The sequence below is a fragment of the Klebsiella sp. KPN54798 genome, assembly GCF_021184225.1.
In the GTDB taxonomy this organism is placed as follows: domain Bacteria; phylum Pseudomonadota; class Gammaproteobacteria; order Enterobacterales; family Enterobacteriaceae; genus Klebsiella; species Klebsiella pneumoniae.
Map to the genome: position 1 here is coordinate 915,573 of NZ_CP089234.1, position 13,773 is coordinate 929,345.

The 13,773-nt window shown below is 58.7% G+C and carries 16 protein-coding genes and 1 riboswitch; of the genes, 2 read left to right on the top strand and 14 right to left on the bottom strand.

Translation table 11 applies throughout. The features are described from left to right. Positions 1-10: 10 nt before the first annotated feature. Genes pduP through pduA form a run of 14 tightly spaced genes read right to left on the bottom strand, consistent with a single transcriptional unit; the run spans position 11 to position 10,785 of the window. Complete coding sequence (gene pduP, locus LPQ25_RS04530) at positions 11-1,399, bottom strand: CoA-acylating propionaldehyde dehydrogenase PduP (protein WP_014906987.1); 1,389 nt, start codon at positions 1,397-1,399, stop codon at positions 11-13. Continuing rightward, positions 1,396-2,412 (bottom strand): two-domain cob(I)yrinic acid a,c-diamide adenosyltransferase PduO, encoded by a 1,017-nt coding sequence (pduO, locus tag LPQ25_RS04535; RefSeq protein ID WP_014906988.1) that lies wholly within the window; start codon positions 2,410-2,412, stop codon positions 1,396-1,398. Before pduO ends, pduP begins: the two co-directional genes overlap by 4 nt. Before the next feature lie 10 nt (positions 2,413-2,422). After that, positions 2,423-2,698, bottom strand: a complete 276-nt coding sequence (locus LPQ25_RS04540; RefSeq protein WP_002915814.1) for a EutN/CcmL family microcompartment protein — start codon at positions 2,696-2,698, stop codon at positions 2,423-2,425. Between the two features lie 3 nt (positions 2,699-2,701). Then, positions 2,702-3,193, bottom strand: a complete 492-nt coding sequence (pduM, locus tag LPQ25_RS04545) for a microcompartment protein PduM (protein ID WP_015875131.1) — start codon at positions 3,191-3,193, stop codon at positions 2,702-2,704. After that, a complete protein-coding gene (locus LPQ25_RS04550) occupies positions 3,190-3,822 on the bottom strand; it encodes a phosphate propanoyltransferase (protein ID WP_002915810.1) in 633 nt (210 codons plus the stop codon). Before LPQ25_RS04550 ends, pduM begins: the two co-directional genes overlap by 4 nt. Further along, positions 3,822-4,268, bottom strand: coding sequence for a BMC domain-containing protein (locus tag LPQ25_RS04555; protein ID WP_002915808.1), 447 nt, complete (start codon positions 4,266-4,268; stop codon positions 3,822-3,824). The genes LPQ25_RS04550 and LPQ25_RS04555 overlap by 1 nt, the downstream gene beginning before the upstream one ends. A 21-nt stretch (positions 4,269-4,289) precedes the next feature. Next, positions 4,290-4,565, bottom strand: a complete 276-nt coding sequence (pduJ, locus tag LPQ25_RS04560) for a propanediol utilization microcompartment protein PduJ (RefSeq protein ID WP_002915806.1) — start codon at positions 4,563-4,565, stop codon at positions 4,290-4,292. Positions 4,566-4,583: 18 nt separating this feature from the next. Beyond that, positions 4,584-4,934 carry a glycerol dehydratase reactivase beta/small subunit family protein gene (locus tag LPQ25_RS04565; RefSeq protein WP_002915803.1) on the bottom strand — a complete coding sequence of 117 codons (351 nt, stop codon included), beginning with the start codon at positions 4,932-4,934 and terminating at the stop codon, positions 4,584-4,586. Continuing rightward, positions 4,924-6,756: a diol dehydratase reactivase subunit alpha gene (locus LPQ25_RS04570; protein WP_048336807.1), complete on the bottom strand. Its 1,833-nt coding sequence runs from the start codon at positions 6,754-6,756 to the stop codon at positions 4,924-4,926. Before LPQ25_RS04570 ends, LPQ25_RS04565 begins: the two co-directional genes overlap by 11 nt. 13 nt (positions 6,757-6,769) lie before the next feature. Beyond that, complete coding sequence (gene pduE, locus LPQ25_RS04575) at positions 6,770-7,294, bottom strand: propanediol dehydratase small subunit PduE (RefSeq protein WP_002915750.1); 525 nt, start codon at positions 7,292-7,294, stop codon at positions 6,770-6,772. A 14-nt stretch (positions 7,295-7,308) separates the two neighbouring features. Beyond that, positions 7,309-7,998 (bottom strand): propanediol dehydratase medium subunit PduD, encoded by a 690-nt coding sequence (gene pduD, locus LPQ25_RS04580; RefSeq protein ID WP_008806302.1) that lies wholly within the window; start codon positions 7,996-7,998, stop codon positions 7,309-7,311. A 10-nt stretch (positions 7,999-8,008) separates the two neighbouring features. Then, positions 8,009-9,673, bottom strand: a complete 1,665-nt coding sequence (pduC, locus tag LPQ25_RS04585; protein ID WP_002915744.1) for a propanediol dehydratase large subunit PduC — start codon at positions 9,671-9,673, stop codon at positions 8,009-8,011. A gap of 18 nt (positions 9,674-9,691) precedes the next feature. Beyond that, positions 9,692-10,504 carry a propanediol utilization microcompartment protein PduB gene (gene pduB, locus LPQ25_RS04590; RefSeq protein WP_002915739.1) on the bottom strand — a complete coding sequence of 271 codons (813 nt, stop codon included), beginning with the start codon at positions 10,502-10,504 and terminating at the stop codon, positions 9,692-9,694. Further along, positions 10,501-10,785 carry a propanediol utilization microcompartment protein PduA gene (pduA, locus tag LPQ25_RS04595; protein ID WP_002915737.1) on the bottom strand — a complete coding sequence of 95 codons (285 nt, stop codon included), beginning with the start codon at positions 10,783-10,785 and terminating at the stop codon, positions 10,501-10,503. The genes pduB and pduA overlap by 4 nt, the downstream gene beginning before the upstream one ends. Positions 10,786-11,309: 524 nt before the next feature. Here pduA and pduF point away from each other — a divergent pair. Next, a complete protein-coding gene (pduF, locus tag LPQ25_RS04600) occupies positions 11,310-12,119 on the top strand; it encodes a propanediol diffusion facilitator PduF (protein ID WP_009485655.1) in 810 nt (269 codons plus the stop codon). 203 nt (positions 12,120-12,322) lie between these two features. After that, positions 12,323-13,234 (top strand): transcriptional regulator PocR, encoded by a 912-nt coding sequence (pocR, locus tag LPQ25_RS04605; protein WP_004181164.1) that lies wholly within the window; start codon positions 12,323-12,325, stop codon positions 13,232-13,234. 281 nt (positions 13,235-13,515) lie between these two features. Continuing rightward, positions 13,516-13,693, top strand: a riboswitch (cobalamin riboswitch). Positions 13,694-13,773 lie beyond the last annotated feature (80 nt).

The following is a 13,773-nucleotide window of genomic DNA, read 5'->3' on the forward strand; positions in this document are numbered from 1 at the left end:
GCGCCCCCGGTTAGCGAATGGAAAAACCGTTGGTCAACACGCAGCGCCGCAGGCGGGCGAACGTCCGCGCGGAGGTGGTGCCTTCTCCGGTTGGCGTGGCGATGGTGAAGGTGGTAAACCCTTCGCCGCCGACGCCGATTCCCGCGTAAGACGGGCCATTTTTGACAAAAATGGAGGTCTGCAGGGTGCGTGCCGCCAGATTGAGCCGCGAGACATTCTGCGAGTGCATAATGGCGGTGTGGTGCAGACCCTCCTCAACGCGCAGGGCCAGCGCCAGGGCGCTGTCAAAGTCGGCGACCCTGACGATCGGCAGCACCGGCATCAGCTGCTCGCAGGTCACCCAGGGGGCGTTCGCCTCCACCTCGGCTATCAGCAGGCGAGGGGGGCGAGGCGGAACGGCGAGACCCGCCGCCGCCAGCAGCGCAGCCGGGCTTTTACCGACCAGTTTTTTATTCGCCGCGCCGTCGGGCAGGCAGACGGCACGCAGGGTATCGGCCTCCTGTCGGCTCAACAGCAGCGCGTCAAAATCCTGCATCTGCTGGATCAGGCGGTCAGCGACGGAGGCGACGACGATCAGGCTTTTTTCGGCGATACAGGGCAGGTTGTAATCGAAGGCGGCGCCGCTGATGATATCTTCGGCGGCTTTGACGAGATCGGCGGTTTCATCAACGATGCACGGCGGATTGCCGGCGCCAGCGCCGATCACTTTTTTACCGCTTTTCATGCCCATCGCCACAATGCCAGGGCCGCCGGTGATAGCCAGAACGGCAATCAGCGGGTGGGACATCATTTGCTGGGTGGCTTCAAAGGTCGGCTCGGCAACGGTCACCACCAGGTTACGGATCCCGCTGCAGCGGTAGGCGATCTCTTCGATCCTGGCGATAAGCTTCAACGAGACCTTTTTCGCGCCGGGATGGGGGCTGAAATAGACGCTGTTACCCGCCGCCAGCATGCTGATACTGTTGTTGATAATGGTTTCCGTTGGGTTGGTGCTGGGCGCCACGGCGCCAATAACCCCGAACGGCGAGTACTCAAACAGCACCATCCCGCCATCGCCGGTGAGGGCGCTGGTAGTGAGATCCTCTATGCCCGGCGTGTTTTCAAGAGCGGCTTTATTTTTCAGATATTTATCTTCTTTGTTGCCCATGCCGGTTTCCGTGGCGCTCTCTTCCGCCAGCGTCGCCAGCTCGGGGGCCAGCGTCTCCCGCAGGGCGCTGATAATGGCGCTGCGGGTTTTTAGCGGACACTGCTGATAGCGGAGAAAAGCCTGATGAGCGGCGTCGATGGCGCTGCCGACATCGCAGAAAATGCCCTGCTCTTGCTGAGGGGCAGGGGGCGTCGGCGCGAGCTTTTCACTGAGGATGGTGCGGATAAGGGTTTCCAGTTCTGCTGTATTCATTGATGAGTTCTCACGTTAATGGCCGCCATGGCAGCCTGTGCAATAGCCATATCCTGCTCGACGCTGCCGCCGCTAATGCCGAGGCCGGCTATTAGCTGGCCATCGCGCCACAGCGGATATCCGCCGCCAAAGGTGACGACTTTGCCCTGCAGATGGCTCTCCAGACCGTACAGCGCAGCGCCTGGCTGTACGGTCGTCGCGAGCTCGTGGGTGGCGGTTTTCATGGCGACGGCGGTCCAGGCTTTTTTCGGCGCCAGCTCGCTGCTGACCAGCAGCGCATCGGGCATTCGCCAGGTCACGGTTTCGGTGCCGTGTGCGTCAACGATGCTGATCACCACCGGCACCTGCAGCTGGCGGGCGTGTTCAATGGCCTGACGGATGAGCTGATGCAGCTCGTGAAAGGAGAGCGACCCGGCCTGGGCTTTGGGCGCGTCGGGCGCAGGCGACCTGCTGGCGGCCAGATAGCGGGCCGCGATCTCCGTCACAAGGCGGCGCTGGTGAGCGGCATGATCCTCGCTGCGCGCCAGGGCATACAGGCAGTCAGATAAGCGGTTCAGATAACGCAGCAGCATCTGACGGATAGTAACCTCTGCCGCCAGCTCGACCAGCCGGCGCTCCGCCCGTCTGGCAACGGTGCGGGCCAGGTGCAGACGGCTGGCGGCTTCACAGCGTCCGGGCAATACAAACTGGTGCAGCGCCGGCACGCGGGCCATCTCGCGATCGATGGTCTGCTCCAGCAGGGCAATCTCTTCGCTGCTGATATAGCGCTTACCCGGTGATGGCTGTTCGCTGTCGCTGGCGAGCTCCGCGCTGAACCAAAAAATGTGCTGCTGCAGGGCTTCGAGCAGGGTGCGCTGTTCCTCTTCAGCGACGGCGCAGACGCACAGGCTCAGCATGGCGTTCAGTTCATCCAGGGTGCCGTAGGCTTCGACGCGCGGATGCGTCTTGCTGACCCGCTGGCCGGTAAAGAGTGATGTACTGCAGGCATCGCCGGTTCGGGTATAGATAGCCACAGGCGCCCCCTTAGCGTGAAAGTGAGTCAACAATGCCCACGACGGCAAGATCGATGGCCTCATTCGGGCCGCTGAAAACGTGGCGTGCGCTCGAGCCGCTGCAGAGCAGCACCAGCTCGCCGACGCCAGCGCCAACCGAATCTACCGCCACTTCATCGCCGCTCGTGGGGAGAATCGGACGATCGTCGTCCGCGCTTACCCGGCGCACCAGCAGCAGTTTTTTGCCGTTCAGAGAGGGCGATTTTTGCGTCGAGACGACGGCGCCGGTCACGCGTGCCAGATGCATAGTTCACTCCTGCTTAATCAATTGAACATGCCGCGCGACGGCCGCTTCGCGGGCGAGGGCGGTGATAATGGGGCGGCGGCGCAGCACCAGATAGCCGCCACTGAAACGGGCTACGTCGGCATAGGTGAGCACCGACGCGGCGTGAAGCCTGACGGGCTGGCCAAGCGGGTCGCTGAACGTCAGCGGCAAGCGGGCGAGTTTTTTTACCGCCAGCGCGGGGAGCTGGGCGGGAAGCAGCGTTAGCTGTACCCGAACGCCCCAGGCCATCGCCTCATGCAGTGCGCAACCGGCTGCCGCCAGCGCACGCTGGCCGGCAAGCTGCTCCAGCAGCGGTAAATCCACCTGCACGATGCGCAGCGAAGCGTGCTGGCACAGCAGGCTGCGGATATCCGCTTCGCCGAGCTGGGCCACGCTGAGCGTGGCCGTGCTGAGGGCGCGACGGAGCAGACGGGCGGCGACCTCTTCGACGATACGCTGCAGCATCGCGTGGTTCATGGCTTCGTCACCAGCGTTGCCCAGGCTTGCGCAGCGTCAGCGCCTGCCGCATTGGCCTCGTCAGTATCGATGTGCATCTCAAGACGCATATCCGGGGCAACGCGGACCGCCACGTTGTCGAAGATAAGCCGCCTGTCGCTGCCTTCGATCGCCACCGCGACGCTATCGCCATGGGAGACGCGCAGGATCAACGCATCAAGTGGCGACATATGAATATGTCGCTGGGCAACAATCGTCCCGCCGCTCAGCTCCAGTTCGGCAAAGGGGCTTATCAGGCGGATCCCCGGCGTGCCCTGCAGATTGCCGGACATGCGCAGCGGCGCGGCGATACCGAGGATCCGGGCGTCGGTGCGTGAGATTTCCACCTGGCTGGTCTGGCGCAAAGGGCCGAGCAGGCGCACGTTGTTTAATCGCCCTTTGGGGCCAACCAGGGTCACCGTCTGCTCTGCAGCATATTGTCCCGGCTGCAGCAGCGCTTTTTTCGGCTGGATGGGCTGCGCGGGAAAAAGCCTGGCATAGTCAGCCGCCGCTAAATGGATATGGCGACTGGAGATACCGATTGGAATGGGACGCTGGCGCATCTCATCCAGCACTTTGTTGACTGTCGAAGCCAGCTGTTGTTTATCCATTACGCGTCACCTCGTTTACCGGCGTGCAGGCACTGCGAGCGGGGATCGCCTTTTTGTCGTGGGCAGTGTGGGTCCAGGCACAGGTTGCAGGTCACCCGCTCCGTAGAGTGGGAGGGGGCGTCTGTGAGGGCCGTGTTCTCCTCCGTCACGGCGACGTCAGGCGCTGGTGAAGGCGCCTGGACGCGGGCCGGCAGCAGGCCTTCCCCGGGCCTGGCGATAACCTTCTGCGCTACCAGCCCCTGCTGCCGTTCGGCGAGTTCGGCCCCGGTCATCACCGCCGCCTGGACAGAGGCCACATCACCGGCGATCTTCACCACCATCCAGCCGGAACCGTTGGTCTTTTCCAGGGCGAGCAGCGTGATGGCGGCCGCTTTCGCCATAGCGTCGGCGCAGGTGATGGCCAGGGCCAGACCGCTGACCTCAAGTAATCCCAGTGATTGCTTCACGCGGTGCTCCTTTTTTGAGGGTCAGACGGATTTCGGCAGAATGGCCTCAACATCGCTATGCGGGCGCGGGATCACATGGCTGGACTTGACCTCGCCGACCACGCTGGCCGCCGCGCTGCCGGCGTCAACGGCGGCTTTGACCGCGCCGACGTCTCCGCGGACCATCACGGTAATCAGCCCGGAGCCAATTTTTTCGTAACCAATCAACTGCACGTTGGCGGATTTCACCATTGCATCAGCGGCTTCAATGGCGCCAACCAGGCCTTTCGTTTCAACCAGTCCTAGTGCGTTATTCATACTGCGTTCTCCTGTGGATTAAGCATGGCGATCCCGAAATGGGATCCCTTTGACGAGACGAGCCGCATTGTTGCCAGTGTTTCGCCGGGCCAGCCTGTTCTGGTGATACATCAGCGAAAACAACGGAGTTGATGCGGGTAAATTTTTGTAGTGCACGATGAGCCGTTCCCGGTCGCAGGCGATGCCTACCTGCAGCGGCGAACGCTGCGCCGCCTGCCAGGCGTGATGGATAAGATCGCCGCCGGTCTGCGGCTGCAGAACAAAAGGAATGCCTTCCTCTTCAATGCCCAGCAGGACATCGCGCCACTGTTCGCTGCATTCGTCAGTAACGGCAATGACGATGGCGGGGGCGACTACGCTACTCTCCATGTGTGCCTCCTTTTTGCCAGGAAAGGAGTAATCCGCTGGCGACCGCATTGCGTGGGCCTTCACAGCCGCGGATGTTGCCGCGCCCGGCAACCAGCCGGTAGTGCGCCAGCGCGTCGGTGACCAGCTGGGGGATCTCGAAATCGAGGGACGAGCCGCCCACCAGCACCACGAACAGGATGTCGCGAATGTTGCCGGTAGGGCTCACCTGGCGTAACGCCCGCAGGGCGTTAGTGACAAAGACGCGTGATTTGGCGCTACGGCGAATGGCGCGCACTTTCTCCAGCGGCAGATCGCCGGGCAGGGGAACCAGTTCATCCGGTTTCACCACGCAGACGCGGGCAAATACCGCCGGTGGTAAGGCCGACGGAAAAAACTGGACGCTGCCGTCTTCATGACGCAGATGAAACAGGCTTTCGACTTTTGCCAGCGGATATTTTTTGATCTCTTCCGCCAGGTAGCGGTCCTCAAGCCCCAGCTCGCGGGCGATGATCATCGTGACCATATCGCCGGCGCCGGCCAGGTGAGTGGCGCTGATCTCTCCCTGCGCATTGATAATGGAGGCGTCGGTCGACCCGGCGCCCAGATCGAGGATCGCCAGCGGGCGCGTGGTGCCGGGAGTGGTGAGCGCCCCAAGAATGGCCGCCTCCGCTTCGGCGCCGCCCACCTGAACCGCAATCTGCAGTTTGTGCTCAATTTCACGGGCGATGAGGGCCATCTGCAGGCGATCCGACTTGACCATCGAGGCGATACCCACCGCCTGCTCCAGCGAGAACTCCCCCGCAAGACCGCCGGTCACGCTGACTGGCACCGCCGTATCAACGGCCAGCAGATCCTGAATGCGGATCTCCTGAGCTGGCTTATTGGTAAGCTCCGCCATGGTCTGGCGCACGTGCTCTAGCATGCCGCCGATATTGGTGCCCGCTTCTCCCGCGACGTTGTCCAGTTTGCCGCAGCCGTCAACCGCTTTCATGATGGCTTCCGCCCCGGCGGCTACATCAACCTGTACGCTGCGCCCCTGAGCGATGAGCAGCAGATTACCTGCCGGAATAGCGCGGGCCTTGACGTCGCCGGAGGGGGTTTTCACCACCACGGCCGAGCGGTTGCCAATCAGCGCCCGCGCCATTGGCACGATATTTTTGGTCTCCTCGGCGTTGAGATCGAAAACGGTCGCAATACCGTAGGGGTTGGAGAGCGTTTCGATGATCTTACCGGGTAAAGCGACCTCGACGGCCGCCAGCATGCCAAGTGGAATCCGGTCGATATGCTGAACTTCGTCGATCACCGGTAGCGGTTGCTGTAGCCGGTTATTGACCAGCACGCCGTCATCCTGCTGCAAAATAATGCCGGTTATCTGATAGCCCGCTGCCGTTGCCGCATTGACCATCGCGGCGACATCGGCAAAGTCAAAGGCCGAGGAGACCACCAGAATATAGGGAGTGTCCGCGGAGCAGGACAGCAGCGCCTCTGGTGTGATGGTGATGCCGACCCCCAGTCCGACGCCGCCGGGTGTCTTCGGGTTATGGCCGATCATGGTGGACTCGGTGATGATGGTTTCCGTGATGGTTTCCATCGCCACATCGCCAATGACCGGCGTGGCTTCGTTAATGCGAATAAGCGAAATATCGCTGAGCTGAATGCCGGCCGCTTTTGCCGCCTGCGTTAGCGCCTCCTGGATACCGAACACATTTCGTAATGTGCCTTTTATACCCGTGGTTTCAGCCAACGCGCTGTGGCGAATGTTCAGCACACCTGCGTCATCGACCGTCGCCAGGGCGACTTCTGTCGAGGAGTTGCCAATATCAATGCCAGCGATATAGCGCATGCTTACCCCCCTGTTAATCGTCGCCTTTGAGTTTCTTACGCTCGATGTACAGCCCGGCCGCTTCCCGAACAAAGGCGGCACAGAGTCGTGCCTGGTAGCGATGCTCGAGGTCATCAGCGATCGCCAGTAGCTCCGCCTGGGTGGAACGGTATGGGCGCAGGGCGTTGTAGATCTCAAGGATTCGGTCGTCGGGAACCGCGGTGAGCTCTGCGGCCCGCTCAAAGTTCATCGCCAGCCGATCGCGTCCGGCATCCTGGGCGATCGCCGCCTGCATACGCAGCGTTTCCGGAGTGATGCGCATGTCCTGCGCCGTAACGCGATCGCTTAATACGTTCTCCAGCGTCAGATCATCGAGCGTTTTATTGGTAGCGGTTTTGACCCACTCCGGATGGCGGGTCGCTAACGGGTAGTCGCTAACTTTTGGCTGGCGAACGGTGTCGTTTGTCGGCGCGGCTGGCGCGGGCGTTATCCCGTCCTGTAGGCTGTTCATCCGGCTCAGCACGTCGCGTACCATGGATTCAATTGCGTCGGTATTCATCGGGATATCCTTTGTTAAAGCGCCACGCGCAGTTCCTGCGGGTTTTTGCCCGTCACCACGTATTTGGTCTCTTTAATGTGCAAAATGGCCGACTTCGCCTGGTATTTGGGACGAGCCATCTGATCGTTAAGCGTCGGCACCGGCTGCGGCGACTCGCGTTTGGCGTAGCGCGCGGCGTTTTTGCCAATCTGACGGTAGGTTTCCAGCGTCAGCAGCGGCGCCTGCGGGAAGAGTTCCAGGTTGGAAAGCGGCGGCAGGCCGCGCTGGTGGATGACGGTGGTGCCTTTCGACTGAATACCGATCGAGATGCCGGAGCCGCTCAGGCGGTTGCCTTCCACTGCCACGAAGGCGACGTCAGATGACTTAAAGCAGCGGATCACCCGGGCTTTGATGCCTTCTTCCTCAATGCCGGCGATCACTTCGCGCAGAATATTTTTATGCGGAATGCCGACGATATTGGCGGTTTGCGCCAGACCAAACGCTGGCCCGACGGCAATAATGACTTCATCCTGCTGCGTGCCGGGTTTGGCTTCGCCGATTTCCGTCAGGAAGCTGTCGCCGGACACAGGCGCAACGGCGACCGGTGCGGCAGAGGCGACAGAAGCCGCAGGCGCGCTAAAGGAGACCGGCTTATCTGCGCCTGATTTCATCTCCGACAGCACCTCTTCGATAATCTGGCGCAGCAGCGTTTCGTTAATTTCCATTTTTCACCCCTTAGCCAAGTTCATTGGGATCGAGCGCGCCCGGGATATTTTTAATCTCTTCCCAGCGCTCGCCTTGCAGGCGGTAGCCTGTTGCCGGACCGGCATAATCGTTCACGTCATTCACGGCCGAGAGCACCTGGCCCTCGCCAACAATGATGGCGGAGGTATGCAGGTAGTCGCCGGTGAGCTTGGCTTTCTGAATATTGAGCATGTCCTGGGCGACATCGGGGAAGCCGCCTTTCGCCAGGGCTTTCACCACCTCCAGGCCGTTGCGGTTCTTGTTGATGATCTCCTGAGCAAACTTGATGTCCTCGACGATATTGCGCTCAGGCATATCTTTTGAACCGTGGGCGTAGGTGGCGGCTTCTACTTCTTCATCCGTAATAGGCGGCAAACCCATGCCGGCAAATACCGCCTGCAGCGCGCGGGCGGCTTTGTTGCGAATGGCGATCACGTCCTCTTCACGCACCGGCCGCAGGCCGCCATCGACCTTCAGGTCGCGCTGGATCACGTTGTAGTCATCGAAGTCTTCGGCATCTTCGTTGGAACCGGCGAACATGTTGTCGTAGTTCGGCACCGCCGAGTAACCGGAGGAGATGAAGTCGGTGCCTGGCAGGAACTGCATCAGCAGACGCGCGGTACGCCGCATATCCGAGTGGGTAAAGGTTTGATCGTTGCTGGAGGCGCACTCCAGATCCAGCGCTGAGCAGATCAGGTTTTCCGCCAGTACGGCGCGGATCCCGGACGGCACGGCGGACGGCACGCCGATACAGCTGACGGAGCCATTCTGCAGGCCTTGCACCCCGGCGGCTTTGGTGATGTAGATGCAGCGCGCTTCGAGATAAAGCATCGATTTGCCTTCGGCATAGCCCATCTGCACCTCCGAGCCGGAGCCGGAGGTAAAGCGCATTTTCAGGCCGCGCGAGGCGTAGGAGGAGGCGAGGAAGCCTTTCGACCACGGGGTGTCATCGCCATCGGTAAACACCGGTTCCGTACCGTATACCGAAATGGTTTCGGCATAGCAGGTGTGGCCCAGCATACCCAGTTTCAGCTCGGTGGCTTCTTCCAGCGAACACTGGGTGAGGACGCCGGGACGGCCAACCTGTGAACCGACCAGCAGGGCGATGGCGTTGAACGGCGCGTAGCGCGCCACGGCGACGGTGGTCTCCTGCTCGTCAAAGCCGCGCCATGCGCCTTCAGCGGCGTCGGCGGCAATCTGTACCGGATTGTCTTTGATATTAGTGACATGCGCCTGCTGGGACGGCGTGCGGCGGGCGCGCATTTTTTGCATCGCCATCATCATCTCGACCACGTTCATATGCGACACCACTTCCACGATTTTCGCCGGGGTCATCGCGGTAGTGAGCGGCACGATGTCGCTGCGTTTAACGTTCGGGTCGCAGAGCATGTTGGCGAGCTTAACCGAATCCATGGCCATCACTTCTTCGGCCCGGGCGAGATTAATGCCGTAGCGCGCGATAAAGTGGTCAATCAGGTCGAACTGCTCAACCGGTTTACCGTCGAGTTCGGTCACCGCGCCGTTGACGATGCGGATAGAAGGTTTGGGATCGTTAGGGCTTTCCATCGCGATAAAGCCCTCTTCAATCCACTCCTTAACGAAACCATCCTGATTCACAGGGCGTTTCGCCAGTGCTTCAAATCTTTTCGATCTCATGAATCAGCCTCGCGGGTATTAAATGTAGGAGGGGCGATCGTTTTTCGGTTCGGCGCCCAGCGTCGCCAGTACGGTTTTGCCGATTTCCCGGGCGGAGATCACCGCCTGGCGCACCGCGCCAGAGTCGCCGGAAATCACCAGAATGGCTTCGTTGCTGAAACTGGTGCCGTGGGCCGGTGAGCTGTAAGCCACCACCTCGACGTTGGCTGATTTCAGCGCGGTATCGGCCATCAGCACGCCAACGGACGCCGGGGCGCCGACGATAATGCCGCAGGCGCGGCCCAGTGGGGCGCCGAACGCTTTTTCCAGGGCATAACTGGCGCGCGCGGTATACTGCAGCTCAATATGACCCGCTTCGTTGCCGTAGACATCGCCGAAGGTACGGTCCAGCTCTTTCAGCGCGACCTCAATCCCGCGTTTGACGTCGGAAACATCATTCCCGCCCAGCACAATCAGCGAGCCATGGCCGGCGCCGCCTTTGGTGTCGCGAGGAAGCTCAATGCTGACCACTTCGGTGTTGGTGGCTTTGACCGCTTCATCGGCGGCCATGATGTGCGGCCCGGCGCCGGTGCGGGCGCCGAGGATGCCGATAGAGCGATAGCGTTTTTCGAGCTTCATCGCCTCCAGCAACGCGGCATCCACGTTGGCGATGACCAGCCCGAGGGTGTCGCCAATGGCGGTCCCGACAAATTCCGTTAAGCTGCAGCTTTTCTCTGCCATAGCCGTCTCTCCTGTGGGATGGGGGGTATCGGGAAGCGCCTGCTGCTCTGGCGTCGCTACACGGGCTATGACTTGCGCCATGATCTGTTCAACCAGCTCATTGCTGCTCATTGGCTATTCCCCTTCGGTAAGATTTTTTCAACATCGGTATGGGGGCGGGGAATGACGTGTACGGCTTTCACTTCGCCCACGTGGCGGGCTGCGGCGGCACCGGCGTCGGTGGCGGCTTTAACTGCCCCCACGTCGCCACGCACGATGACGGTCACCAGGCCTGAACCGATCCTTTCATAGCCAACTAATAAAACGTTGGCCGACTTAACCATTGCGTCAGCGGCCTCTATGGCTGCGGTTAAGCCTTTGGTTTCTACCATTCCTAATGCTTCTTGTTGCATAAAGACCTCGCAGGATATGTGCCAGTGAGGGAACTATATGGCGGAGCGGCGAAAAAGAATGGCTGAGTTGATGGTGGAGAGCGAAAAAATAGTGGTTTTTATATAATATAAAATGGATTTATTTTATTTTATGTCGTTGTTTTTACTTTATTTTATTGTTTGTATAAATGTTATTATATTGCAATTCACGCTCCGTATTTACATTTTAAAAGGTGATTTTTTAAATTGTTTTTGCTATGCGATATTTTGCGTGATGTGATATTTGTTGGAAAATAAGCACTGCGCTTTCGCAATTTTTTATCATTTAGTTGGAAATTAAAATACCCCCTGAACGCCCGCCATTGCTGCATGGATTCGCGAACAAATAGCAATAAATTATTCTTCTTCGGCGACTTTACGCCGCCCGATTTCCGCAGGATGCCAACACTTTGCCGCTGCCGGTTTCTATAGTGGGCCTCGCCGTACCCAACGAGCCAGCGGATGGTTGGCTGGCCTGGACACGAACTTCGTCACGAGGTGTCACAATGAATGGTTCTTTACGCGCGCAATGTATCGCCGAGTTTTTAGGCACCGGGCTGTTTCTGTTTTTTGGTATCTGCTGCCTGAGCGCCCTGAAACTGACCGGCGCCAGCCTGGGGCTGTGGGAGATCTGTATTATCTGGGGACTGGGTATTTCTCTGGCGGTGTACCTGACGGCCGGCATTTCGGGGGGACATCTGAACCCTGCGGTCACCGTCGCCCTGTGGCTGTTTGCCTGCTTCCCGGGCAGAAAAGTGGTGCCCTATATCGTGGCTCAGGTCGCCGGCGCGTTTGGCGGCGCCGTGCTGGCCTGGATACTTTACAGCACCCTGTTTACGCAATTTGAAACGGTGCATCATATGGTGCGCGGCAGCCTGGAAAGTCTGCAGCTGGCCAGTATATTCAGTACCTACCCGGCGCCTGAGCTCAGCATCTGGCATGCGGCGCTGGTGGAGGTGGTGATCACCTCGATGCTGATGGGGATGATCATGGCGCTCACCGATGATGGCAACGGCGTACCCAAGGGCCCACTGGCGCCGCTGTTGATTGGCATTCTGGTGGCGGTGATCGGCGCCTCGACCGGGCCGCTTACCGGCTTCGCGATGAATCCGGCACGCGATTTTGGCCCGAAATTGTTCACCTGGTTCGCCGGGTGGGGCAATATCGCCATGACCGGGGGAAGAAATATTCCCTATTTTATCGTGCCCATTATCGCACCGTTGTTAGGGGCCTGCCTCGGCGCCGCAATTTATCGTTTTCTTATCGCCAATAATCTGCCCTGTCATACCTGCGTGGAGGAAGAAAATACGCGTTAGCGTCATAAGGGGAATGTATCTGTGAAATAGCCAGGCTAATTTCATGAACCGATATCACGAACCGCTCAAAAAGTCTCCCCGGGTTGGGAGACTTTTGTTATTGTCAATGCACTTTTTTATCGTCGATGGGATCTGATGCTAAAAAAGGTAAATATGAAAAATATGTTTTATTTATAACAAAAAATTAACTGAGGGGTTTTATCATGATTTCTGCGAGTACCCTAAACTCAGAACTCATCAATAAAATCGCACAGGATTTTGCGCAAGCCACCAGTCTGGCGGTTGTGGTCGTCAATATTCACGGTGATGAGATTTCTGAATTGTTTAATTTCACGCCGTTTTGCCAGCTGATGCGTCAGCACCCGGAGCACAGCGGACGCTGTCGCATGAGCGACCGCTGCGGCGGGCTGGAAGCCTCGAAAAAAGACCAGCTGTGTATCTACCGCTGTCATGCGGGGTTAACCGATTTTTCCATCCCGCTGGTGATCGCCGGCCACCTGGTCGGCTTCGTGCTGTGCGGGCAGGTGCGTCTGAGCAATGATGTTGAACTGGTTGATATCTTGAACGTCGATGACCGCTGGCAGGACGATCCGGCGCTGGTCCAGGCGTTTCGCGATGTGCCGGAGATGGACTATTCGCGGGTTATCGCTTCGGCGGATCTGCTGAAGCTGATCGTCGAGAATTGCCTGAAAAAACAGCTCAACTTTGTGGTTATCAAAGATAACCCGTCGCAGAACGATCCGGCGCAGGCCAGCCGGGCGCCCTCGCCGCACGATGGCAAAATGAAGAAGGCGCTGCGCTATATCGACGCGCATCTCTCCGATGAGCTGCGTCTGGAGGATGTGGCGGCGCATGTCTATCTCAGCCCGTACTACTTCAGCAAACTGTTTAAAAAGTATCAGGGGATCGGTTTTAACGCCTGGGTCAATCAGCAGCGGATGGCGAGCGCAAAAGAGCTGCTATGCCACAGCGACTGGAGCATCGCCAGCATCGCGCGGAATTTAGGTTTTTCGCAAACCAGCTATTTTTGCAAAGTGTTTCGCCAGACCTATCAGGTAACGCCACAGGCATTTCGTCAGCAAATTAATGCCGGATCACAAACTGAGTCTTTTTAAATGACAATATTTTGCTATTGCCGATTTTTGATATCCCCGAGTATCCTCATCAATATAAAATGAAAAAAACGACAGTAGAGCAATAAATTGTCATAGCGCAACAAAATAGTGATATTCGAGGGATAAACTACACCAGTTTTTATTTTTGTGATGAGATAGAGTGTCCGTTAATACGAGACAGCTGATTATCACAACACCGCTTTCCTTCACTGACGTCATTGTGACGAGTAATGAAACGGTAAAAGAAAACATAAAGTAATACCCGTCGATGCAGGGCGCATCGGCGAAACAAACCGACAGGTTCGACACCAGTTTGGTGTCAGGGAAGGGGGTGTAAATCCCCCGCAGCCCCCGCTGCTGTGATGCTGACGACCCCGCAAAAACCACTGATCGAAAGATTGGGAAGGGCGGGCGAGAACGAGGCTAAGCCAGAAGACCTGCCTGCCGGTAACTGACCAACAACTTCGGTGGGAAGTGGGTGGCTTAGCGGTGCGTGGTCGCAGGACCAGGCATGCGCGTAGCTATACCCTGACCGCCAG

Coding starts and splice junctions, on each gene's coding strand:
- pocR (WP_004181164.1), top strand. CDS start 12,323: ATGATTTCTGCGAGTACCCTAAACTCAGAACTCATCAATAAAATCGCA.
- LPQ25_RS04550 (WP_002915810.1), bottom strand. CDS start 3,822: ATGGATAAACAACAGCTGGCTTCGACAGTCAACAAAGTGCTGGATGAG.
- pduP (WP_014906987.1), bottom strand. CDS start 1,399: ATGAATACAGCAGAACTGGAAACCCTTATCCGCACCATCCTCAGTGAA.
- LPQ25_RS04540 (WP_002915814.1), bottom strand. CDS start 2,698: ATGCATCTGGCACGCGTGACCGGCGCCGTCGTCTCGACGCAAAAATCG.
- LPQ25_RS04565 (WP_002915803.1), bottom strand. CDS start 4,934: ATGGAGAGTAGCGTAGTCGCCCCCGCCATCGTCATTGCCGTTACTGAC.
- LPQ25_RS04570 (WP_048336807.1), bottom strand. CDS start 6,756: ATGCGCTATATCGCTGGCATTGATATTGGCAACTCCTCGACAGAAGTC.
- pduA (WP_002915737.1), bottom strand. CDS start 10,785: ATGCAACAAGAAGCATTAGGAATGGTAGAAACCAAAGGCTTAACCGCA.
- pduC (WP_002915744.1), bottom strand. CDS start 9,673: ATGAGATCGAAAAGATTTGAAGCACTGGCGAAACGCCCTGTGAATCAG.
- pduF (WP_009485655.1), top strand. CDS start 11,310: ATGAATGGTTCTTTACGCGCGCAATGTATCGCCGAGTTTTTAGGCACC.
- pduJ (WP_002915806.1), bottom strand. CDS start 4,565: ATGAATAACGCACTAGGACTGGTTGAAACGAAAGGCCTGGTTGGCGCC.
- pduE (WP_002915750.1), bottom strand. CDS start 7,294: ATGAATACCGACGCAATTGAATCCATGGTACGCGACGTGCTGAGCCGG.
- pduD (WP_008806302.1), bottom strand. CDS start 7,998: ATGGAAATTAACGAAACGCTGCTGCGCCAGATTATCGAAGAGGTGCTG.
- pduM (WP_015875131.1), bottom strand. CDS start 3,193: ATGAACCACGCGATGCTGCAGCGTATCGTCGAAGAGGTCGCCGCCCGT.
- pduB (WP_002915739.1), bottom strand. CDS start 10,504: ATGAGCAGCAATGAGCTGGTTGAACAGATCATGGCGCAAGTCATAGCC.